Origin of the sequence: Gordonia sp. HS-NH1 (assembly GCF_001418765.1) — a bacterium.
In the GTDB taxonomy this organism is placed as follows: Bacteria; Actinomycetota; Actinomycetes; order Mycobacteriales; family Mycobacteriaceae; genus Gordonia.
In genome coordinates this window covers 68332-89625 of the sequence record NZ_LIYC01000013.1, presented here as the reverse complement: position 1 = coordinate 89625, position 21294 = coordinate 68332, and the positions used below count along the sequence as shown (strand labels likewise).

The following is a 21294-nucleotide window of genomic DNA, read 5'->3' as shown; positions in this document are numbered from 1 at the left end:
CCATCGAGCGACTACGCTGGCTGCGTGATGGCCAACCGCCCGAATCCCGCCGCAGCCGCGCGCGCAGCAGTGGCGGCCGCGGCCAACGTGACGCGCGGGCTGGAACAGGTCCTGACCACTGTCACCGAGTCGGTCGCCGAGACCGGCGCCAAACCGGACGGCCGCAAACAGCGCTGGGAGAAACACAAGCTCGCGCGACGCACCGAACTCACCGACGGCGTCATCGCCGCGGTGCGTGAGCTGGGCGCCGACGTCGGCATGGACGAGATCGCCGCGCACATCGGCGTCTCCAAGACCGTGCTGTACCGCTACTTCGCGGACAAGAGCGACCTCGGCGTCGCGACGACGGTGCGCTTCTTCGAGACCACCATCTACCCACGGCTGACCGAGGCGATCGCCGACGATCTCGACGAGTACACGCTCACCCACACCATCATCGGGGTGTACGTGCACGCCGTCGACGACGAACCCAACCTCTACCGATTCGCGCTGGCCAGTTCGCCCACGTCGTCGCCCGCGCCCGCCGACTCGGTGCGCCTGGTCACCCAGTTGGTCATGGGCAGCATCCAGATGCGAATGGCCGAACGCGGGGCCGACACCACCGGCGCCGAGCTGTGGTCCCATGCCCTCGTCGGCGGCATCCAGCACGTCGTCGACTGGTGGATGACCAATCGCACCCTCAGTGCCGACGAAGTGGTGGATTATCTGACCATGATGGTCTGGAGCGCAGTCGTTGGTGTGTGGCAGGTCAACGGATCGCGGGAGAAGTTCCTCGCGGCGCCGCCCGCACTGTTCGATCCCCCGCCCATCGATCCCGCCGCCGGGACCCCGACCGTCTGATGACACGCGTCGCTCTCGTGACCGGCGGCAGTCGCGGCGTCGGCTACGGAATCGCTCGCGCACTCGTCGACGAGGGGTGGACGACGTACGTCACCTCGCGGAAGGGAACCGGGCCCGACGGAGCCCGCGCGCTGCCCTGCGATCACACCGACGACGCCGCGGTCGCCGCCGTGTTCGACGAGATCACCACCGACGCAGGCCGACTCGATCTCCTCGTCAACAACGCGTGGGCGGCACCGAATGGCTTCGGGGGATTCTCCGAACCGTTCTGGAAGAGACCGGTCGACGACTGGGACACCCTGATCGGCGTCGGACTGCGAGCACACTACGTCGCCTCGGTGCATGCGGGGAGGATCATGACCGAGGCCGGCGGCGGGCTCATCGTGAACATCTCGTCGTTCGGCTCGCGCGGTCATCTGCATTCGGTCCTGTACGGGATGAGCAAGACCGGTCTGGACAAGATGGCCGCCGACATGGCGGTCGAACTACGGGGAACCGGCGTCAGCGCGATCTCGTTGTGGCTCGGCCTGATTCGCACCGACCTTCTGCTGTCGCTCGGCCTCGACGAGTTCGCAGGCTTCTCGCTCGCGCGCGCCGAGGATCCCGAGTTCGTCGGCCGGGTCGTCGCCCGGCTCGCCGCCGATCCCGGACTCCCCGAGCTCAGCGGACACAGCCTCGTCACCGCCGAACTCGGTGCGGCATACGGGATCGTGAACAACGACGGCACGCCGCCGGATTCCCATCGCGCCGCCTTCGGCGGTGGACCGCTGTTCCCGCCGCCGGTCGAAGCCGTGTCCGAGCCCGAATCCGAACCCGAATCCGAGAGGACGCCGTCATGAGCACCGGTTGGTCCACGCCCGCCGTCGAGGCCCTGCGCGCCAGGACGATCGGCCCGATAGCGTCCTTCGACCCCGAGACGACGCCCGGCTTCGACGGCGACAAGGCGGCCGGCACAGAGCTCCTCGCGCAGCGCGGAGAGGTACTCGCCGATCTGCAGGAGTTGCTGTACGCCAACGGACGCGCCGGCGATCATCGCTCGGTGCTGCTCGTGCTGCAGGGGATGGACACGGCCGGCAAGGGCGGCATCGTGCGTCACGTCGGCGGCATGATGGACCCGCAGGGCCTGTCGATCAGGGGGTTCGGCAAGCCAACGAAAGAGGAACTCCAGCACGACTTCTTGTGGCGTATCCATCGCGCCCTCCCGCCCGCGGGCCGGATCGGGATCTTCGACCGGTCCCATTACGAGGACGTCCTCCCGGTCCGCGTGCACAACCTGGTTCCGCAGTCGGAGTGGGAGAAGCGCTACGACCTGATCAACCAGTTCGAGTCCGAGCTCGTCGCCGGCGGGACCACCGTTCTCAAGTGCTGTCTCGTTGTGTCCAAGGACGAGCAGAAGCGCCGTCTCGCCCAACGCCTCGACCGACCCGACAAATACTGGAAGTACAACCCCGGCGACGTCGACGAACGCGGTCACTGGGATGCCTACCTCGATGCGTATCAGGCGGTTTTCGACCTCACCGACCGCGACTCCGCACCGTGGTTCGTCATCCCGTCGAACCGCAAATGGTTCGCGCGTCTCGCGGTGTGCGAACTGCTCATCGATGCGCTCACACGTCTCGATCTCGATTGGCCACCGGCCGATTTCGACGTCGAGGCCGAGAAGAAGCGACTCGCTGCCGCCGACTGAATCTCTGCTCCCTGAGGTGCGAGGAGCGATAGCGACGAGCCTCGGAGGGTCTCGACACCCTTCAGCGACGGGGCCCAACGCGCCGCCCGAGCACCCCGTGCGCCACCAGTCCGACGACGAGTGCCCAGAAGGCTCCGCCGATCCCGGCGAAAGTGACGCCCGCGGCAGCGGTCACGAAGGTCAGCGCCGCCGGCATGCGGAACTCCGCCTTCTCGAACGCCCCCAGGACCGACGCCACGAACGTGGTCAACAGCGCAAGTCCCGCAACCGCTTCGAGCAGTCCATCCGGCGCGATCGCCGTGATGACCACCAGCGCACCCGACAGCACCGCGAGTACGAGGCTCGTCGAACCCGTGGCCACGCCGGCGATCCACCGCCGCGTCTTGTCGGCGCCCGCCTCGGGTCCGGCAGCCAGCGCCGCGGACAGAGCGGCGAGATTGATCGCGTGCCCACCGAACGGCGCGCCGAGCACGGTTCCCGCCCCGGTCACGAACATCGCCGGGCGCCACGGCGTCTCGTATCCGAAGGACTTGAGGACGGCCACACCCGGAACGTTCTGTGAGGCCATGGTCACGATGTAGAGCGGGACCGCGAGCCCGACGATCGCGGTGGCGTCGAAAGCGGGTGTGGTCCAGGTCAGCTGCGGCCACCACGACTCCCCGGCCCAGCCACCGTAACCGTCGAGGACGAGGTTCACGCCGATCACGATCAGCGCGGTGACCAGTGCCAGCGGCAGTGCCCATCGCGGAAGCCACCGCATCGCCAGCAACCAGACGACGAGGATCGGAATGGTCGACCACGGTTGCGCCGACAGTGAGGTCATCGGCGCGAGGCAGAGGGTGAGCAGCACCCCGGCGAGCATCGCCTGGGCGATCGGCGTGGGGATCCGGCCGATCAGTTCGCCGAGCGCCGGCACCAGGCCGGTCGCCAGGATCAGCAGCCCGACGACCAGGAACGCCCCGACCGCTGCCGGCCACCCGGCGTCGTAGGACGCACCCGCCGACACGAGAAGTGCCGCTCCCGGGGTGGACCACGCCAGCGTCACCGGCCGGCGCGTGCGCAGCGAGAGCAGGATCGACCCGAGGCCGAACAAAACTGTCAGGACGAGCAGACCCGACGCGGCCTGTGCCGGACTGGCACCCACCGATCGCAACCCGGTGACCACCACGACGAAGGAGGAGGTGAACCCCACCAGCGAGGTGACGACTCCGGCGATGATCGGCTCGCTGCGAGTAGACGGCACGGCACTGGTCATGTCGCGAGCATAACGGTATCGTTCCGTAAACAGAACACTCCGACGACCCGAGAGGACAGGGACTGCGACGATGTCGGACGGCGAGGACCGACGACGCTCGGTCGGCACCCGGATCACCACCCTGCGCAACCGCCGCGGCCTGTCCCTGTCCGCACTGGCCCGCGAAGCCGGCATCGGCAAGGGCTCGCTGTCCGAACTCGAAGCAGGACAGCGAAATCCGACTCTGGACACTCTCTACGCGGTGGCCGGTCCGCTCGGCGTCCCGCTGACCGCCCTGCTCGGCGAGGACACGGGCGTGGAGGGCGCGAGTCCGCACCTCGCGGCGCGGCTGCTCCATGTCGAGCACCACGACGACGGATCGGTCACCGAGGTGTTCTGGCTGCGCGTGACCCCGGGCGGAACCAGGCAGTCGCCCGCACACGGCCCCGGCGTCGTCGAGCACGTGCATGTGGTCAGCGGCCACCTTCGTGCCGGGCGCGCCGGCGAGGAACACACGGCCGGACCGGGCGAATCCCTCCAGTGGCTCTCCGACGCCACCCACACCTACCGCAGCGACGACGGCGCGCTCGCGGTCCTGACCATCCGGTCACCCTGACACCCTGACCCGCGCCGTCGAATCCCGCTCCCGCGGTGCTGCTTCCGTCCCGCTGATGAGATCCGATCAGCGGGACGGAAGCGGGACCGCGGGAAGGTTGGGGAAAACCCGATGGAGCCGAAACCCCCTCCGCTGCGTCGAATAGAGATGACCAGCTACCCACTGGACCGCTACGGTCTGATCCGTCGCGGCGCCGCACTCGATGCGGCTTTCTCCGACAATCTGCTTGCTGCAGCGGTGTCCGCCGGCGACCTGATCCGCCTCATCCCCGGCGTCTTCGTCCCGGCATCCGACGACTTCGCCGGGCACGAAGGCGATCAGGAGTTGCACCGCCTCAAGTCTGTTGCGATCGCCACGTCACATCCCGCGAGCGCACCGCAGCTGCCGCTGAGTCACGTCTCGGCCGCCGCGGTGCTCGGCATTCCACTGCTGAAGCCCGACACCGAACGCGTTCACGTCACCAACGGCAAGAGGGCCGGCGGATTCATCGCGACGCATCGTCACGTTCACGCCGCCGCCCTGACAGAGGACGAGCTCGCCGTCGTCGACGGAATACTAGTCACCAGAATCGAGCGAACCGCCGTAGATGTGGCAGCCGGGGGCGACTTCGCACAAGCGCTCACCGCCTTCGACCAGGCACTTCGTGCAGGCGCCAATCGTGAGCTCATGTGGCGCATCCTCACCTCTCGTCGTAGGCAGGGCGGCAGAGTGGCTCGGCGTGCGCTGGCACTGGCTGATGGGGCGGCCGAGAGCGTCGGCGAATCGTGGAGTCGTGCGCAGATGATCGAGGCCGGCCTGCCTGCTCCGGGGCTGCAACACGAGTTCTGCGGGCGGAGCGGCGTCTACCGTGTCGACTTCGACTGGCAGGCGAAGCTCGTCGGGGAGTTCGACGGCATGGTGAAGTACGGCCGCCTGCGCAAAGCGGGCAAGACCATGACCGACGTGGTGCTGCAGGAGAAGCTGCGCGAGGACGAGATCCGCGCGCTGGGCCCCGTCGTCGTGCGCTGGACCTGGTCGATGCTCGAGGACGGGTCCTTCATCGGCCTGCTTCGACCATGGCTGGAGAAGTTCGAATTGATGAGCTGAGTCCCGCGGTCCCATTTCCCTCCCGCTGATGAGATCCGATCAGCGGGACGGAAACACCACCGCGGGACAGGGACCTCGTCCGAGACAAAGAGCACCCCACACACGACAACGCCCCCGCCGGAGCGGGGGCGTTGTCGGATGCGATTGTGGGTGAACCTACTTCGCGGTGGTCGGCTTCTTGACCGGGGCCTTCTTGGCCGGCGCCTTCTTGGCAGCGGTCTTCTTCACGGCCGGCACCGGGGTGTCCTTGGCCTCGGCGACCTTGTTGGCCGGCGAGGACTTGGCGGCGCGTCCCTTGGCCTCGACAGTGCCTGCGGCGCCGTCGATTTCCTTGGCCGCGTCGGCAGCCTGGTCCTTGACGTTGCTGCCGGCCTCTTCGATCGCGACGGCGACGTCCTCGACCTCTTCGCTGACGCGTCCGGCGAGCTTCGCCGCGCGGTCACCGACGAGGCGGGTCTGGGTCGAGACGACCCCGAGGGCGTCCTCGGTGAGATCGACGGCGTCGTTGTACACCTTCTCAGCGCGCGAGAGGTTCTCCTGGACGAGCGGCTTGGTGCGCAGGCGCTCCAGGGTGGCCTCGCCACGCTCGGCGAGCGAGGTGTAGAAGCCGTAGGCCTTCTCGACGTACGGGTCGGCGAGACGCTTGAGCTCGTCGGCGGTCAGCTTGCCGCGCAGCTCGTCGAGGTCACTGGGAACCTCTTCGGACAACGAGCCGATACGGGTCTTGGCCTCGTCGAAACGCGTCTGGGCGGTCTCCGGCAGATCCGAGATGCGGGTCTTGGCCTCGTCGAAGCGGGACTGGGCGGTCTCGGCGGCGGCCTCGGTGCGCTCCCGCAGTTCGGTCAGCTTCTCGGTGACCTGCGCGAAGGCGTAGTCGCCTGCGCCGACTGCGGCGTAGAGGGGAGCGTAGTTGCGTTCGGTGGTGGTCACAATGGACTCCTTAGGGTCGGGTCACCAATTGCGCTGCAGCACATGCGGTCTCGCTCATCTCGGCATCTTCGCCGGGCGCATGTCGGAGAATTCCGTCGCCTGTCGCCTCGAAACGTACGGTGTCGCAAGCCGATTCGATTCGACTCACACCGCGCGAGAAAAGGGGAACCGCGGCGCCATCGGTATTGGTGTTTCCGCTATCCAGTATCCACGCTGTGCTAGCAAATGCAAGCATCTTGCTAACACACGTGACGGAGGTCACCCGAAGTGCCCGCATGCAGCGGTCTGATCACCCGTAACGGTGGAAACCGTGGCCCGATTTCTTGCCCAGTCTCCCGGCCTCGACCATGCGCAACAGCAGTGGAGGCGGCGAATAGAGGGGCTCTTTGAACTCCTCGTACATCCTGTCGGCGATCGCCTTGACCGTGTCGAGCCCGACGAGATCGGCCAGCTTGAGCGGGCCCATCGGATGTGCGCAGCCCAGGACCATGGCCTTGTCGATGTCGTCGACCGTCGCGAAACCGGTCTCCACCATCCGGATGGACGAGAGCAGATACGGCACCAGCAGGGCGTTCACGACGAACCCGGATCGGTCGGCCGAACGCACCACCTGCTTGCCCAGCACGTCGTGAGCGAAGGTCTCGGCGCGTTCGACGATCTCCGGTGCGGTCACCAGGGTGGTCACGACCTCGACCAGCGGGAGAACCGGGACGGGGTTGAAGAAGTGCATGCCGATCACGCGGGTGGCGTTCTGAGTCGCCATGCCCAGCTTCATGATCGGGATGGACGAGGTGTTCGACGCGAGGACGGCCGCCGGGTCGGCGACGACCTTGTCGAGCTGGGTGAAGATCTCGGTCTTGACGGATTCGTCCTCGACGACGGCCTCGCACACGAGTTGCCGGTCGGCGAAGTCGCCCAGATCCGAGGTGAACCGGAGTCGCAGGGACGCCTGTTCGCGCTCCCGCTCGGTCAGTTTGCCGCTGGACACGCCACGATCCAGCGATCGGAGAACCCGATCGCGACCGGCGGCTGCGAGTTCGCGGGTGAATTCGTAGACGAGCACATCGGACTGGGCCCGCGCGCACACCTCGGCGATTCCGGCGCCCATCTGCCCGGCACCCACCACACCGACGCGGGAGATCTTCTGGCCTGTCATGTCGGCTCCTCCGGAGGAAAACGTCTACGCAACAACTGATTTCGCGAGAACACGGGTAGCTCCTCGGGGCACGAACCATCCCCGGGATACACCAACAGGCGGCCCGCAGCGAAAGCCGCGGACCGCCTGACTGGTACGCCAAATGTTCCGCCGGTGGCGGGAGAGTTCCTAGTGGAACTGTCCTTCCTCGGTCGAGCCCTTCAGCGCGGTGGTCGAGCTGTTCGGATCGACGGTGGTGGCGATGTTGTCGAAGTACCCGGCGCCGACCTCACGCTGGTGCTTGACGGCGGTGAAGCCGCGCTCCTCGGCAGCCTTGAACTCGCGGTTCTGCAGGTCGACGAACGCCGACATCTGCTCGCGGGCGTAGCCGTAGGCCAGGTCGAACATGCCGTAGTTCAGCGAGTGGAAGCCGGCCAGGGTGATGAACTGGAAGGTGAAGCCCATGGCGCCCAGCTCGTTCTGGAACTTGGCGATCGTGCTGTCGTCGAGGTGCTTGCTCCAGTTGAACGACGGGCTGCAGTTGTAGGACAGCAGCTGGTCGGGGTACTCGCTCTTGACGGCCTCGGCGAACTTGCGAGCCAGCTCGAGATCGGGGGTACCGGTCTCCATCCAGATCATGTCGGCGTAGGGAGCGTAGGACTTCGCACGCTCGATGCACGGCTCGATGCCGTTCTTCACGTGGTAGTAGCCCTCGGCGGTGCGCTCACCGGTGACGAACTGCTTGTCGCGGTCGTCGACGTCGGAGGTGATCAGCGTGGCGGCCTCGGCGTCGGTGCGGGCGATGACGACGGTGGGAACACCGGCGACGTCGGCGGCGAGACGAGCCGAGTTCAGCGTGCGGATGTGCTGCTGGGTCGGGATGAGCACCTTGCCACCGAGGTGGCCGCACTTCTTCTCCGAGGCGAGCTGATCCTCCCAGTGGGTGCCGGCGGCACCCGCGGCGATCATGGCCTTCTGCAGCTCGTAGACGTTGAGCGCGCCACCGAAGCCGGCCTCGCCGTCGGCGACGATCGGGACGACCCAGTTGTCGACCGAGTTGTCACCCTCGACGCGGGCGATCTCGTCGGCGCGCAGCAGCGCGTTGTTGATACGACGCACGACGCTCGGCACCGAGTTGGCCGGGTAGAGCGACTGGTCGGGGTAGGTGTGACCGGAGAGGTTGGCGTCGCCTGCGACCTGCCAGCCCGAGAGGTACACGGCCTTCAGGCCGGCGCGGACCTGCTGCACGGCCTGGTTGCCGGTGAGGGCGCCCAGTGCGTTGATGTAGCTGCCGTCACCCTGGGTCACGCCGTCCCACAGGATCTCCGCGCCACGACGGGCGAGGGTGTGCTCCTCGACGACCGAGCCCTGGAGCTCGGCGACCTGCTCGGCGGTGTAGTCACGCTTGATGCCCTTCCAGCGCGGGTTGGTGTCCCAGTCCTGCTGGATCTCCGCGGCGGTACGGGGCTTTCCGACGTTGCTCATTGGCTACTTCGCTTTCGTTGTCCTGCTCGTCCCGACCGGGGGCCGGATCGGGACGACGGCCCGGCGCGCCGCCGGAACCTCTCTGCTGACAGACAGCCGACTTCCTGCCCGAAGGTGTGGACTCGCGGTCGGCGTCAGTCTCGGCCGAAACTTGCGAACCTTCCGACTCGGTGTCGGTGGTGCCTGCAGCAAGGGTGCCACAAGACAAACCCGCAGGTCCAACCCTTGACGAATGCAAATATGGGTTATTTTTCGGCATCGCGGTGCAAAGTTTGCAAATATTGATCTGTGAAACCCGCGCCGCCCCCGCCAAAAAGTACGTCCGTACTGGGATTTTCCTACCCGAGGGTAGGTAAGCGTCTGGCCGATGGATCGCGGTCGACACGCACCCGAGCCGGCACGGTCGTGTACCCGGGAGTGACACCCTTCACACTCTCGGGCGCCGCGTCGGCGACGGCCGGCGTGGCTCAGGGTGTGGTGACTTGCTCGACGGCGGTGTCGAAGAGGGCCGAGAACGCGGCCGGATCGATCGGCTCCACGGGGGCGGTCGGCGGGTTCGTCGCGCGGGTGGGCGCGCCCGACACCGTCAGCTGCACCGTCACCGGCCCCGATGCCGGACGGTCGAGTACGGCGTACCCGGCGAACCCGATCTGCCGGCGGACGCCGCCGTCGGTGAGTGTCGTCGTGACGTCGGACCGCGTGAGCAACATCTGCTCACCGGGCAGCAGGCCGCCGTCGACGTCCGGCGGGGGAAGTTCGGTGAACTCGGTGACCACCCGGCTCCCCGCCAGGTGTCCCGTGGTGATGTCCGTCGTGGTGCGCGCGCAACGGCCGGTTGTGGTCAGACGGTCGGCGTCGATGTCGCGAGGTGCGGTGGTGACCAGCTCGACCAGCGCGCCCGTGGCACCGTCACGGGCGGCAAGGACAGCGGAGTTGTCCGAGGTCAGCTGCTTGTTGAGCGCCGCGTCGGACGTGGGGTCGCAGTACTCGGGGGTGACGCGCGCCGAGCGGGAGGCGTCGATGGCGGCCTGGTTCCCCGTGACGAGATCCGCGACCGCCAGTGGCGCGGAGGTGTACCCGGGCGGCAACTGCGACGCGGTCAGCACGAGGTCGGCAGGCCCGCGCGGAGCCGGTACTGCCGCCGGGTCGCCCGCACACCCCGCGACGAGGAGCGCCGCTGCCACGACGGACGCGGCCGTCGCGGCCGTCGCTGCCGGCGAGCGGCGTCGGCCGGGGAGGGAGAGCACGCGGTCACCGTACCCTGGGGACGACGCTCGAGGCGGCGGCACCTGTCCTGGAGGTGGACGATGAGCAGGACCTATGTGGGGTCGCGGTTGCGCCAGTTGCGTTCCGAGCGCGGCCTGTCGCAGGTCGCCCTCGCGCAGACGTTGTCGATCTCGGCGTCGTATCTCAATCAGATCGAACACGACGCCCGGCCGCTCACCGCGTCGGTGCTCGCCAAGATCACCGAGGCCTTCGGCGTCGACGCCGGGTTCTTCGACTCGCAGGACGACGTGCGGTTGGTCGCCGAGTTGCGCGAGGCCCTGCTCGACGACGACCTCGAGGCCTCCCCCGGCGCGCTCGACGCCCAGGGGATCAGCGCGATGGTCACGTCGCATCCCGAGATGGCACAGGCGATGGTGAACCTGCACCGCCGCTACCGGATCGCCACCGATCAGCTCGCGGCGGCCACCGACGAGCGCGGCGACCGCAGCATGCGCGGCACCATCAGCGCGCCGCACGAGGAGGTGCGCGACTACTTCTACCAGCGCCGCAACTACATTCACGAACTCGACATCGCCGCCGAGGAGATGACCACGCGGATGCGGATGCACTCCGCCGACATCCGCCGCGAGATCATGAACCGCATCGAGAGCGTCCACGGCATCAGCATCGTGCGCCGGGTGGACCTCGGGGACTACACACTGCACCGGTTCGATCGCGAGGCGCGACGCCTCGAATTCTCCGCGTCGCTCTCGGCCGGGCAGCGGACGTTCAAGCTCGCCAGCGAACTCTGCTACCTCGAGTATCAGGACCTCCTCGACAAGTTGGTGGACGAGGCCAACTTCAGCAGCGAGGACGCGCGGGCGCTCGGACTCCTCGGCCTCGCGAACTACTTCGCCGCCGCGGTCGTCCTGCCCTACAGCCAGTTTCACGGTGCGGCGGAGGATTTCCGGTACGACATCGAACGCCTGTCCGCCTTCTACGCCGTGTCCTACGAGACGATCTGCCACCGTCTCTCGACGCTGCAACGACCCAACCTGAGGGGCATCCCCTGGTCGTTCGTGCGCGTCGACCGCGCGGGCAACATGTCGAAGCGACAGTCTGCCACCGGGTTCCACTTCTCCTCGAGCGGCGGAACCTGTCCGCTGTGGAACGTCTACGAGACGTTCGCCTACCCCGGCAAGATCATCACGCAGATCGCCGAGATGCCCGACGGCCGCAACTACTTCTGGGTCGCGCGGACGGTCGAACGCCGCGCGACTCGATATGGGCAACCCGGGAAGACCTTCGCGATCGGCATGGGATGCGAACTGCGCCATGCCGCGCGGGTCATCTACTCCGACGGTCTGGAGATCGGACCGCAGGCGCACGTCACGCCGATCGGTGCCGGGTGCCGGGTGTGCGAGCGGACCAACTGCGCGCAGCGCGCTTTCCCCGCTCTCGGCGCCTCACTGCGCATCGACGAACACACCAGCAGCGTCTCGCCGTACATGAGTCTCACCGAGACCCGGTGAGCGACGAGCCTCCCTTCCGCTCCCTGAGGTGCGAGGAGCGATAGCCGCCGGGCCGAGCAAGCGACGAAGGAGCGCGTCGAGGTCGACGAGCCACCCTTCCGCTCCCTGAGGTGCGAGGAGCGATAGCCGCCGGGCCGAGCAAGCGACGAAGGAGCGCGTCGAGGTCGACGAGCCTCGAAGGGCCGCAAGCGAATCAGCCGCGACACCCGTTCGGCGCGGGTAGGCCGCGTAGCCGGTCGTCGAGCCAGGTCGCGGTGTCCGGGAAGCCGAGAGCAGCCGCCGACACGTGCTCGGCACCGTACTCGCGGTAGACCGCGGTGGCACCGAGAGCGCACTGCTGGGCGAAGAGCGCGCGTGCCTGGCTGGCCGGAACCCACCACTCGTAGCGCCCGTGGTAGATCAGCAACGGCATCGACGCCTCGAGATCCGCCATGGACGTGACCTCGAAGAGCTTCTCGGCGACCGCGGAGTTGAAGGGGTCCGGGTCGGTCGACAGCAGCTGGGTCGGGAGGTGCGAGATCCCGAGGTTGCCCATGTCGTCGGTGCAGATGTTGCGGATCTCCGACGTCGCAAGCCATCTCGCCAGATGGTTCGACATCTGCAGGACCTCGGGCCGTTCCCGCGCGACACCGAGAATCGCCGAATGGAAGACACCCGAGGCCAGGTTCGCGTTCATGGCGCCGGCGAGTGACCGGTAGTCCGCGGGTACCCCGCCGATGGCCGCGCCCACGAATCGTCCGGCGATGTCGGGCGCATACCCGGCGGCGAGCTTGGCCGCCCCGTGGGTGGCGATCGCCCCACCGGAGTAGCCGACCATCGCGATGGGTCCGCGCCCGAAGTTCGCCGGGTCGACGCCGGCCGCCGCGCGCACCGAGTCGAGGATCACGTGTCCCGCGACAAACGGCTCGGCGTAGGCCATCCGGGGTCCCGTGTGGTCGGGCACGAGCACCGCGTAACCCCGGTCCAGTGCGAGTTGGGTGAACGGCGGGATCAGATCGGTCTCGTTCGTGTTGTTGGTGAATCCGTGTGCGTAGGTGAACCCCGTGGTGCATTTCGTGCCCAGCGCGACTATCGGCGAATTGTTGACCAGGACCGGCCGGGCTCCCCGTCCGGTCCACGCCTTGGCCGGCACCAGGAGGGTGGCCGTGCCGAACATCGGGGCGCCGTTCGCGTCGGTGGTCCGGAACTTGACCTGCCGCGCCGACCGCAGCGGGACGAAGACGAGCGACTGCGCCACGCGGGTCACCGACCGCGTCGTCAGGACCTCTCCGGGTGTCCGCGCGGCGAGTCCGGCCGGCCAGTCGTCGAAGAACCGGTCGCCGCTCGGCGACGGCATGATCGCCTCGCGCAGCTCTTGCAGCTCGTGGGAGGCGCCCGGAATGCGGGACCGTTCCGGAATGCGCGACAGTCTCTCGACCGGCGGCGCCGGGATCACGGCGTCGATGTCCGCCGGCAGCTGCGACGGGACCGAGGTGAGATTGGGCGGTTCGGCGTCGGCCGTACCGCTCATCCACGTCGGGCCCGCGACGAGTCCCAGTGCGGCCACCGCCACCGTGGTCGCGATCGCTGCCCGTCGAACCGATAGTCGAAGAACTCCCCTGGCCGGCATCGCCAACCTCCCGTCTCACCTCGGTGATCGTCGAATCACCTGCCCCCCGGCAGCACATCTGACGACTCGAACCGCGATCACCTGCGGCCAATGCTAGACGGCGGGGATCAAGCGTGCCGTGCCGACGGCGAGGTGAGTCGCGGGTGTAGTCCGGTCGGGTGACGCGCGAATGTGCTTTCCCCACCGGGCATCACACATCACGGTTCCGTCTCGGTGCGGCGACCATCGATGCGCAACCGGCGCTCCGGTCCGGTCGATGGTCCTAGGGTCACGGGGAAGCGGGCGCATCGGGGCGTCCGTCACGCGAAGGCACCGTCATGACGAGAACCTCGCTCCGCCGCCGGACACCGCTCCGGTACCGGACTGCGCTGCGGCACCGGGCGACGTGGACGGTCGGCGTCCTGCTGATCGTCGTCGTCGGCCTACTGCCCGCCGGACGCGCGGCCGCGGATCCACCGAACATGATGCCGCTGCCGCCGCCTGTCGTCGACGCGATCGACGACGCGGTGCCGCCACCCCCGGTTGCCCCGCTGCGCACGATCCCACCGCGCGCACGAGCCGCCGGATTCGACCACCGCACACTCGAATTGCGCGAGTCGATCCTGCCCTCGCCCACCGGTGACCCGATGTTCGACCGCTGGCCGGCCGATCTGGCTTCCCGCGCGCCGGGCGAAGTGATCGCCACGCGCGACGTCATCGCGGCTGCCGGACCGGTTGTGACCGTGCCGCTTCGCTCGGCGACGCTGATCAAGTTCCGGAGCACCGACGCCGTCGGAGCGCCGATCTACGGCACCGCGACCCTGCTGATCCCGCGCCGCGCGGTCGGCGCGTCGACGCCGATGCTCGTGAACAATCTGCCGATCGACTCCCTCGGAGCCGCCTGCACACCCGGATACACACTCGCGCATGGACTCTCCATCGCAACCGGGATCACGGACCTGATCCCGCCGACGACCCAGCTCGCACTGAACGCGGGCCATGCGGCTCTGATACCCGACCACCAGGGACCCCGGATGGCCTACGCGGAACCGGTACTCGCCGGGCACGTGACGCTCGACGCCATTCGCGCGGCCCGGCGTCTGGACCCGATGATGTTGCGCGACAGCCGGGTGGCGATGACCGGGTATTCCGGGGGTGCCATCGCCACGCACGGGGCGTCGAAACTGCTGGGCGAGTACGCTCCCGAGCTCACCGATCGCGTCGTCGGCGCGGCACTCGGCGGCGTCCCGGCCGACTTCCGGATGCTCGTCGGGAGCATGAACGCGAACCTGGCGACCGGCCTGTTCCATGCTGCGACCTTCGGCATCGCGCGCGAGCGTCCGGAGATCCTGGCGCTGGCGAACCGGCCCGCTCGATGGCTGGCCTCGTCGCCGATGAAGAACGTGTGCGTGCTCCCCGAGGCCATCGCCGGCGGGACCTTCCTGCCGATGCAGGTGCTGTCGAACGACCCCGACCCGTTCCGGTCGCCGACCGCCGAGCGGATCTACCGCCTGACCGGAATGGCCGACCGCGCGTCCGCGACTCCCCTGCTGATCTATCACGGCACCCACGAATGGTGGATACCCGCGGCCGGCGCCCGCGCCCTCTATCGCGAACAGTGCGCTCTCGGCACCAACGCGGCCTACCGTGAAATCTTCGGCGAACACGTCACCGCAGCGCTGCTCGGCTTCCCGGTGGCCCTCGACTGGCTCGACCGCCGGCTACGCGGCGAACCGGCCGTCGACGAGTGTCGCCGCTGACCGGCGGGACGTCGCCCGGTCAGAAGACGAGAACGCGGAGATTCTCCGCGACGCATGCGGGCTTGGCCTCTCCCTCGATCTCGACGGTGTTGGTGACGACCACGTTCACGCCCTTCGGCGTCTCCTCGACCGAGGTGATCACCGCATTGGATCGAATCCGGGCGCCGACCTTCACCGGATTCGGGAAACGCAGTTTGTTCATCCCGTAGTTGAGGACCAGCTTGGGACCTTCGACGGTGAAGATCTTCCCGGCGATCATCGGCAGCAACGAGACCGTCAGGTATCCGTGCGCGATGGTCGTGCCGAACGGACCCGACTTCGCACGTTCGGGGTCGACGTGGATCCACTGGTGATCACCGGTCGCGTCGGCGAAGGCGTTGACCCGTTCCTGGGTGATCTCCAGCCATTCGCCCGACCCGAGATCCTCGCCGATCGCGGCCTTCAGTTCGTCGACACTGGTGAACGTCCGTGTGGTGTGCGTCATAGTCCGCGTAGTCTACCGTGGGCCCATGGGCACACCTCGCGTCGCTCCGGGCGGTCTCCGGGAGCTCGGGCCGATCAATTTCGTCTTCGCGCGGGGGGCCGCACGGGCCATCGGTGTCGACGACGCACACATCTTCTCCACTCTCGGACGCACGAAGGGGCTCTTCCGCGGCTGGCTCCACTTCAGCAGCCGGTTGATGCCGTTCGGTGCGTTGTCGCGCAAGGACTCCGAGATGGTCATCATCCGGGTGGCCCATCTCCGGGAGTGCGACTACGAACTCGATCATCACCGACGACTCGGCCGGCGGGCCGGGATCACCGCGGACGAGTTCGACCACATCCTGGAGGGACCCGACGCCGGATGGGGCGATCGCGAGCGCGCGATCCTGCGAGCCGTCGACGAGCTCGTCGAGAGCAAGGACGTCTCCGACATCGCCTGGCAGGCGTTGTCGCGGCACCTCGACGACCGGAAGCTCATCGCCTTCACCCTGCTCGTCGGGCAGTACGACAGTCTCGCGACCACCATCCACACACTGCGCATCGAGCGCGACACCCGCTCCTGACATGGAGTCGATCGCGCAGCGGCTGATGCGCAACCAGCACTTCGCCGAAATCTACGAGCACCGGTGGCGTCCGACCTTCACCCGGCTCTTCAGTCTCGGCGGCCGTTCCACCGCCGACTTCGACCGCGCGCTGCGCGCCTACCTCGCCCGCCCCGGCGATCGCCTCGTCCTCGATGTCGCCTGCGGTCCGGGCAATTACACGCGTGAGATCGCCGACGGCCTCACCGGCGACGGCCGGTGCATCGGCATCGACTTCTCCACACCCATGCTGGCGCGCGCGGCGCAGACCAACGCCGTCGGACGGGCCGCGTTCGTGCGCGGTGACGCCCACGCATTGCCGTTCGCCGACAACACCTTCGACGTCGTCACCTGCCTGGCGGCGCTCTATCTGATCCCCGATCCCCTCCCTGTGGTCGACGAGCTGGTTCGGGTGACCGCGCCCGGCGGCGAGATCGTGGTCTTCACCTCGGTGACGACACCTCTCACCTCGCTGCCGGGCGTCCGGCCGCTCGCCGGGGTGAGCGGATACCGCATCTTCGACGACCACGAGATCCTCGAGCGCCTCCGTCGTGCCGGCGTGGACGACGTCGAGCAGACGATCACCGGACAGGGACAGTTCGTGCTGGCGCGGAGACCCGGCCCGGAGGCGACGCAGGGCTGAGCGGTCGATCAGAAGGACCGGTAGTCGCGGATGGTCATCCGCGGTCCACGGCGCTCGGGACGGACGCCGCCCCGCGTGACCATCCGGATGATGCGCTGTCGTTGTCCCGCATAGGGTTCGAGCAACTCGAGCATCCCCGCATCGTCGACGGCCTCGCCGATCAGGGTGAGCCCCACCAGCTTCGGGATGTGATAGTCGCCGACGTTGACGACGTCGGGATCGCCGAGCGCACGCGACAGGGCCTCCGCCTCGGTCCACCGCCCGACGCCGCGTAACACGGTGAGCTTGGCCGCGTGACGTTCGACGTCGAGAGCGGTCGCCCCGCGAATCGTCCGCATCCGGACCGGTTCGATGCCGCTGCGGTGCCACTCCCAGCTCGGGATGCGGGCCCACTCCGCTCGGGGCGGTGGCACCCTCATCGTCTCCGGAACCGGACCGGGTGCGGGAGTACCGAAGCGGCGCAACAGATACCGCCACGCGCGGAACGCCTCGGCGCCCACGACCTTCTGTTCGAGGATCGCCGGCACCAGCGCTTCCCACACGCGATCGGTGCGACCGAGGCGCAGTCCCTCGGTACGGCGGACGAGTTCGTGTACCACCGGGTGACGTGGGACCAACGCGTCCGGATCGTCACTCGCCCCGAGGAAGTCGGGCATCTGCTCGAGTAGCCAGTCCGCACCCGGCCCCCAGGCGCGTCCGGTGACGGTCGTGCCGTCGGAGCGAACGGTCAGCGTACCCGGCCCATCGGGCGTGTGGGCCGCCCGCCACACCGACCTGTCCTGTCCGTAGACGAACGCCGGGTCGCCCGCACCGCGTCGGTGCAGGCCGACCGTCGCCCCGATGTCGAGCGGCCACGGGGGTGTCCACTCGCGGACACGTTCGACGGCACTCACCGTTCCGAGGGTAGTGCGCAGACCCTTCGTGGCTCGTCGACCTCGACTCGCTTCGCTCGCTCGGCCCGGCGGCTATCGCTCCTCGCACCTCAGGGAGCAGAGATGAAGCCCTGCTCCCCGAGGAGAGCAGAGATGTCCCGCCCCCTGAGGTGCGAGCGAAGCGAGCCTCGAAGGGCCAGGACTACAGGTTGATCATGTGCCCCAGCGCGCCGTGGAACGTCTCCTGCAGCGCCTCCGACAGGGTCGGGTGGGTGTGCACGTTGCGGGCGAGTTCCTTGGCGGTGAGGTCCCACTTGTGGGCCAGCGTCATCTCCGGCAGCATCTCGGAGACGTTGTCGCCCACGAGGTGTCCGCCGAGGAGTTCGTCGGTGTCGGCGTTCGTGATGAGCTTGGCGAAACCCGCGGTCTCGCCGAGTCCCTGCGCCTTGCCGTTGGCCGAGAACGGGAACGTTGTCGCCTTCACGTTGTAGCCCTCGTCCTTGGCCTGCGCCTCGGTGAGTCCGAAGGACGCCACCTGGGGCTGGCAGAACGTGGCGCGCGGCATGAAGCGGTAGTCGCCGAGGGTCATGGTCTCGACGCCGGCGATGGTCTCGGCGGCCACGACGCCCTGGGCCTCGGCCACATGCGCGAGTTGCAGCTTGGCGGTGACATCGCCGATGGCGTAGATGCCGTCGACGTTGGTGCGCATGTAGTCGTCGATCGCGATGGCGCCGCGATCGGTGAGCTCGACACCGGTCTTCTCCAGGCCGAAGCCCTCGACGCGCGGGGCGAAGCCGACCGACATGAGGACCTTGTCGACGGTCAGCTCGCCCTCCTTGTCCTTGGCGTCGGTGTAGGTGACGGTGACGTCGTCGCCGTTGTCGGTGACCGACTGAACCCTGGTGGAGGTCAGCAGCTTGATGCCGAGTTTCTTGTATTCCTTGGCGAGAGCCTTGGACGAGTCGGCGTCCTCGTTGGGCAGCACGCGGTCGAGGAACTCGACGATGGTGACGTCGACGCCGTAGTTGGCGAGCACATAGCCGAACTCCATACCGATGGCACCGGCGCCGACGATGACGATCGAGCCGGGTAGCTCGCGGGTGAGGATCTGGGTCTCGTAGGTGACCACGTTCTCCGACAGTTCGACGCCGGGGAGCAGCTTGACCGTCGACCCGGTGTCGATGATGACGTCGTCGAAGGTGATCTCCCGATCGCCGACCTTGATGGTCTTGGCGTCGGTGAACACCCCGTACCCGTCGATTTCGGTGATCTTGTTCTTCTTCATCAGGTAGTGGACGCCCTTGACGATGCCGTCGGACACCTTGCGGCTGCGGTCGAATGCCGCGCCGAAGTCGAAGGAGACATCGCCACTGATGCCGAACGTCTTGGCCTGGTGATTGAAGATGTGCGCGAGTTCGGCATTGCGCAGAAGTGCCTTCGACGGGATACATCCGACGTTCAGACACACACCGCCCCAGTACTTCTCCTCGATCACGGCGGTTTTCTTGCCCAGTTGAGCCGACCGGATCGCGGCTACGTACCCACCTGGACCTGCACCCAATACAACTGTTTGAAAGTGTTCAGCCACGACAGCCAGCCTACGTCGCGTCCGACCACCGCCGCAGAGTGTCCCACTACTCGCCGGTAGCACCACTTCGGTTTCAATCACTGATTGAAACGACGACTGAACTGTGCTTTGCTGCTCGTGTGACCCAGACCACCCGCGAGGGACGCGGTGCCGGACGCCGCGATTCGGCCTCGATGCCGACTCGCGAGACCCTGCTGACCGTCGCCGAACGGCTCTTCCTCGCCGACGGATACGACAAGGTGTCCGTCCGGGCGATCTGCGCGGCCGCCGAGGCCAACCCGGCCGCGGTGCACTACCACTTCGGCACCAAGGAAGACCTCACCATCGCACTGCTGCAGTCCCGGCTCGGCCCGCTGTGGGCCGACCCGCTCGCTTCGCTCGACCCGGCCGTCACAGCGATCGCGCAGGTCGTCGACGTGGTCGTCGACCCCTTCGTCGATCTACAGGCCGACCCGGCGGGACATCTCCACCTGCGGCTGCTCGCCCGGTTCGTGTTCGCCCACCCCACCGCCGGCTGGACGTCGCGCTGGTTCGATCTCGACCCGTTCGCCGACATGCTCGCCGACGCCGTCCCCGGCCTGACCGCGGGGCAGGCGCGCCGGCGCTGGGCCCTCGCCTTCCAGCTCATCCTCCTGAGGTTCGGGGGCACTGAGACGTTGAGCACGACCGCGGTGACAGCCCTGACCGGCTTCGTCACCGCCGGACTGACCGCGCCCGCGCCGTGAGACACGAGTGAGAGGACCCGTTGTGGACAGCCCCACCACCGGACCGTTCAGCCCCGCCCGGCTCGGCCCGCTGCACCTGCGCAACCGGCTGATCAAATGCGCGACCTTCGAGGGGATGACGCCCGACGCCCTGGTCACCGACGAGCTCATCGAGTTCCACCGCGAGGTAGCGGCCGGCGGCGTCGCCATGAGCACCGTCGCGTATTGCGCGGTCTCACCCGAGGGCCGCACCGACCGCCACCAGATCTGGATGCGGCCGAAGGCGGTTCCCGGATTGCGGCGGCTCACCGACGCCATCCACGCCGAGGGGGCTCTCGCCGCCGCACAACTGGGGCACGCAGGCGCGGTCGCGAACTCGGCGTCGAACCGGGCCCCCGCCCTCGGACCGTCACGGATACCCGCGCCGATGGGGATGTCGGTGACCCGCGCGGTCAGTGTCGACGACATCGCCGATCTGCGGGAGAAGTTCCGTCGCGCCGCGCGACTCGCGGTGGACTCCGGTTTTGACGGGCTCGAGATCCACTGCGGCCACAACTATCTCATCTCCAGCTTTCTGTCTCCGCTGCTGAACCGGCGTCGCGACTCCTACGGCGGGAGCCTCGTCAACCGTGCGCGTATCGCGCGCGAGGTGGTCGAGAGCGTGCGCGACGAGGTCGGGGACGAGGCCGCGATCTGGGTGAAACTGAACACCTTCGACGGCGTCGGCCGCGTCGACCTCGAACGCTCACCCGCGGCTCGGGCACGCAGCCGGGCCAAGCGCAGTGGCTTCAACGTCGACGAGGCGTGCCAGGTGGCGCAGCTCCTGGAGTCCGACGGTCACCTCGACGCCATCGAACCCACCGCGGGGAGTTCACTTCTCAACCCGATGTACCTGTTCCACGGCGAGGCGCCGCGCAAGGAGTTCGCCGATGCGTTCTCCGGTGCGATGAAGTACGGACTCAAGGTCTTCGCCCCGGTCTTCCTGAAGCACTACCGCTATCACGACGCCTATCTGCTGCCCCTCGCACGCGAACTGCGTAAGGCCGTCGACCTGCCGCTCATCCTCCTGGGCGGCGTCACCGACCGGGCCTCGATGGATCTCGCCCTCGCCGAGGGCTTCGACTTCATGGCCATGGGCCGCGCGCTGTTGCGTGAGCCCGACCTTCCCCTACGCCTGGCCGACGACCCGTCGACGACGTCGAAGTGTGTCCACTGCAACCTCTGCATGCCGACGATCTACTCACACACCCGATGCCCGATCCGAACGGGTGAGGTCCCCGACCCGGTGACTGCCGGCAGCCAGGGCGTGTCGCCCCGCCGCTGA

Annotated in this window: 20 protein-coding genes; 11 read left to right on the top strand and 9 right to left on the bottom strand. The window is 67.9% G+C overall.

The genetic code is table 11. The features are described 5' to 3' along the window. The first annotated feature begins 27 nt into the window (after window positions 1–27). From AMD30_RS11655 to AMD30_RS11645, 3 genes are read left to right on the top strand one after another with little or no spacing between them, the layout of a single operon-like run. Window positions 28–840 (top strand): TetR/AcrR family transcriptional regulator, encoded by an 813-nt coding sequence (locus tag AMD30_RS11655; protein ID WP_010842808.1) that lies wholly within the window; start codon window positions 28–30, stop codon window positions 838–840. Then, window positions 840–1679, top strand: a complete 840-nt coding sequence (locus tag AMD30_RS11650; RefSeq protein WP_055475742.1) for an SDR family NAD(P)-dependent oxidoreductase — start codon at window positions 840–842, stop codon at window positions 1677–1679. Before AMD30_RS11655 ends, AMD30_RS11650 begins: the two co-directional genes overlap by 1 nt. Beyond that, a complete protein-coding gene (locus AMD30_RS11645) occupies window positions 1676–2527 on the top strand; it encodes a polyphosphate kinase 2 family protein (RefSeq protein WP_010842810.1) in 852 nt (283 codons plus the stop codon). Before AMD30_RS11650 ends, AMD30_RS11645 begins: the two co-directional genes overlap by 4 nt. Before the next feature lie 61 nt (window positions 2528–2588). On the opposite strand, the gene AMD30_RS11640 is transcribed toward AMD30_RS11645, so the two are convergent. Beyond that, window positions 2589–3782 carry a benzoate/H(+) symporter BenE family transporter gene (locus tag AMD30_RS11640; RefSeq protein ID WP_055475741.1) on the bottom strand — a complete coding sequence of 398 codons (1194 nt, stop codon included), beginning with the start codon at window positions 3780–3782 and terminating at the stop codon, window positions 2589–2591. A 70-nt stretch (window positions 3783–3852) separates the two neighbouring features. Between AMD30_RS11640 and AMD30_RS11635 the strand changes: the two genes are divergently transcribed. Together AMD30_RS11635 and AMD30_RS11630 are read left to right on the top strand one after the other, a co-directional pair. Then, window positions 3853–4377, top strand: coding sequence for a helix-turn-helix domain-containing protein (locus AMD30_RS11635; RefSeq protein WP_014925335.1), 525 nt, complete (start codon window positions 3853–3855; stop codon window positions 4375–4377). 147 nt (window positions 4378–4524) lie between these two features. Further along, complete coding sequence (locus tag AMD30_RS11630; protein WP_055475740.1) at window positions 4525–5463, top strand: hypothetical protein; 939 nt, start codon at window positions 4525–4527, stop codon at window positions 5461–5463. A 156-nt stretch (window positions 5464–5619) separates the two neighbouring features. Here AMD30_RS11630 and AMD30_RS11625 read toward each other — a convergent pair whose 3' ends face one another. The 4 genes from AMD30_RS11625 to AMD30_RS11610 form a co-directional block, all read right to left on the bottom strand. Then, window positions 5620–6393, bottom strand: a complete 774-nt coding sequence (locus AMD30_RS11625) for a hypothetical protein (RefSeq protein ID WP_010842814.1) — start codon at window positions 6391–6393, stop codon at window positions 5620–5622. Between the two features lie 289 nt (window positions 6394–6682). Then, window positions 6683–7549 (bottom strand): 3-hydroxybutyryl-CoA dehydrogenase, encoded by an 867-nt coding sequence (locus AMD30_RS11620; RefSeq protein WP_055475739.1) that lies wholly within the window; start codon window positions 7547–7549, stop codon window positions 6683–6685. 168 nt (window positions 7550–7717) lie between these two features. After that, window positions 7718–9013: an isocitrate lyase gene (gene aceA, locus AMD30_RS11615; RefSeq protein WP_014925333.1), complete on the bottom strand. Its 1296-nt coding sequence runs from the start codon at window positions 9011–9013 to the stop codon at window positions 7718–7720. A 467-nt stretch (window positions 9014–9480) separates the two neighbouring features. Beyond that, complete coding sequence (locus tag AMD30_RS11610) at window positions 9481–10260, bottom strand: hypothetical protein (protein WP_055475738.1); 780 nt, start codon at window positions 10258–10260, stop codon at window positions 9481–9483. A 60-nt stretch (window positions 10261–10320) separates the two neighbouring features. On the opposite strand from AMD30_RS11610, the gene ramB reads away from it, so the two are divergent. Continuing rightward, complete coding sequence (gene ramB, locus AMD30_RS11605; RefSeq protein ID WP_055475737.1) at window positions 10321–11751, top strand: acetate metabolism transcriptional regulator RamB; 1431 nt, start codon at window positions 10321–10323, stop codon at window positions 11749–11751. A 193-nt stretch (window positions 11752–11944) separates the two neighbouring features. Here ramB and AMD30_RS11600 read toward each other — a convergent pair whose 3' ends face one another. Beyond that, window positions 11945–13360 carry a lipase family protein gene (locus AMD30_RS11600; RefSeq protein WP_014925330.1) on the bottom strand — a complete coding sequence of 472 codons (1416 nt, stop codon included), beginning with the start codon at window positions 13358–13360 and terminating at the stop codon, window positions 11945–11947. A 317-nt stretch (window positions 13361–13677) separates the two neighbouring features. On the opposite strand from AMD30_RS11600, the gene AMD30_RS11595 reads away from it, so the two are divergent. Beyond that, window positions 13678–15099: a lipase family protein gene (locus AMD30_RS11595; RefSeq protein WP_055475736.1), complete on the top strand. Its 1422-nt coding sequence runs from the start codon at window positions 13678–13680 to the stop codon at window positions 15097–15099. Window positions 15100–15118: 19 nt separating this feature from the next. Here the strand turns inward: AMD30_RS11595 and AMD30_RS11590 are convergent, their stop codons facing one another. Beyond that, window positions 15119–15583 carry a MaoC family dehydratase gene (locus AMD30_RS11590; RefSeq protein ID WP_010842821.1) on the bottom strand — a complete coding sequence of 155 codons (465 nt, stop codon included), beginning with the start codon at window positions 15581–15583 and terminating at the stop codon, window positions 15119–15121. 25 nt (window positions 15584–15608) lie between these two features. Between AMD30_RS11590 and AMD30_RS11585 the strand changes: the two genes are divergently transcribed. Continuing rightward, a complete protein-coding gene (locus tag AMD30_RS11585; protein ID WP_055475735.1) occupies window positions 15609–16145 on the top strand; it encodes a carboxymuconolactone decarboxylase family protein in 537 nt (178 codons plus the stop codon). Between the two features lies 1 nt (window position 16146). After that, window positions 16147–16806, top strand: coding sequence for a class I SAM-dependent methyltransferase (locus AMD30_RS11580; RefSeq protein ID WP_055475734.1), 660 nt, complete (start codon window positions 16147–16149; stop codon window positions 16804–16806). 8 nt (window positions 16807–16814) lie between these two features. Here the strand turns inward: AMD30_RS11580 and AMD30_RS11575 are convergent, their stop codons facing one another. Together AMD30_RS11575 and lpdA are read right to left on the bottom strand one after the other, a co-directional pair. Continuing rightward, window positions 16815–17699, bottom strand: a complete 885-nt coding sequence (locus AMD30_RS11575) for a DNA-3-methyladenine glycosylase family protein (RefSeq protein WP_055475733.1) — start codon at window positions 17697–17699, stop codon at window positions 16815–16817. A 181-nt stretch (window positions 17700–17880) separates the two neighbouring features. Further along, entirely contained in the window at window positions 17881–19266 is a 1386-nt protein-coding gene (lpdA, locus tag AMD30_RS11570; protein ID WP_044505823.1) for a dihydrolipoyl dehydrogenase, read from the bottom strand. Window positions 19267–19385: 119 nt separating this feature from the next. On the opposite strand from lpdA, the gene AMD30_RS11565 reads away from it, so the two are divergent. Both AMD30_RS11565 and AMD30_RS11560 read left to right on the top strand, forming a co-directional pair. Next, a complete protein-coding gene (locus AMD30_RS11565) occupies window positions 19386–19991 on the top strand; it encodes a TetR/AcrR family transcriptional regulator (protein WP_055475732.1) in 606 nt (201 codons plus the stop codon). A gap of 22 nt (window positions 19992–20013) precedes the next feature. After that, on the top strand, window positions 20014–21294 hold the full coding sequence (locus AMD30_RS11560; RefSeq protein ID WP_055475731.1) for an oxidoreductase: 1281 nt from the start codon (window positions 20014–20016) through the stop codon (window positions 21292–21294).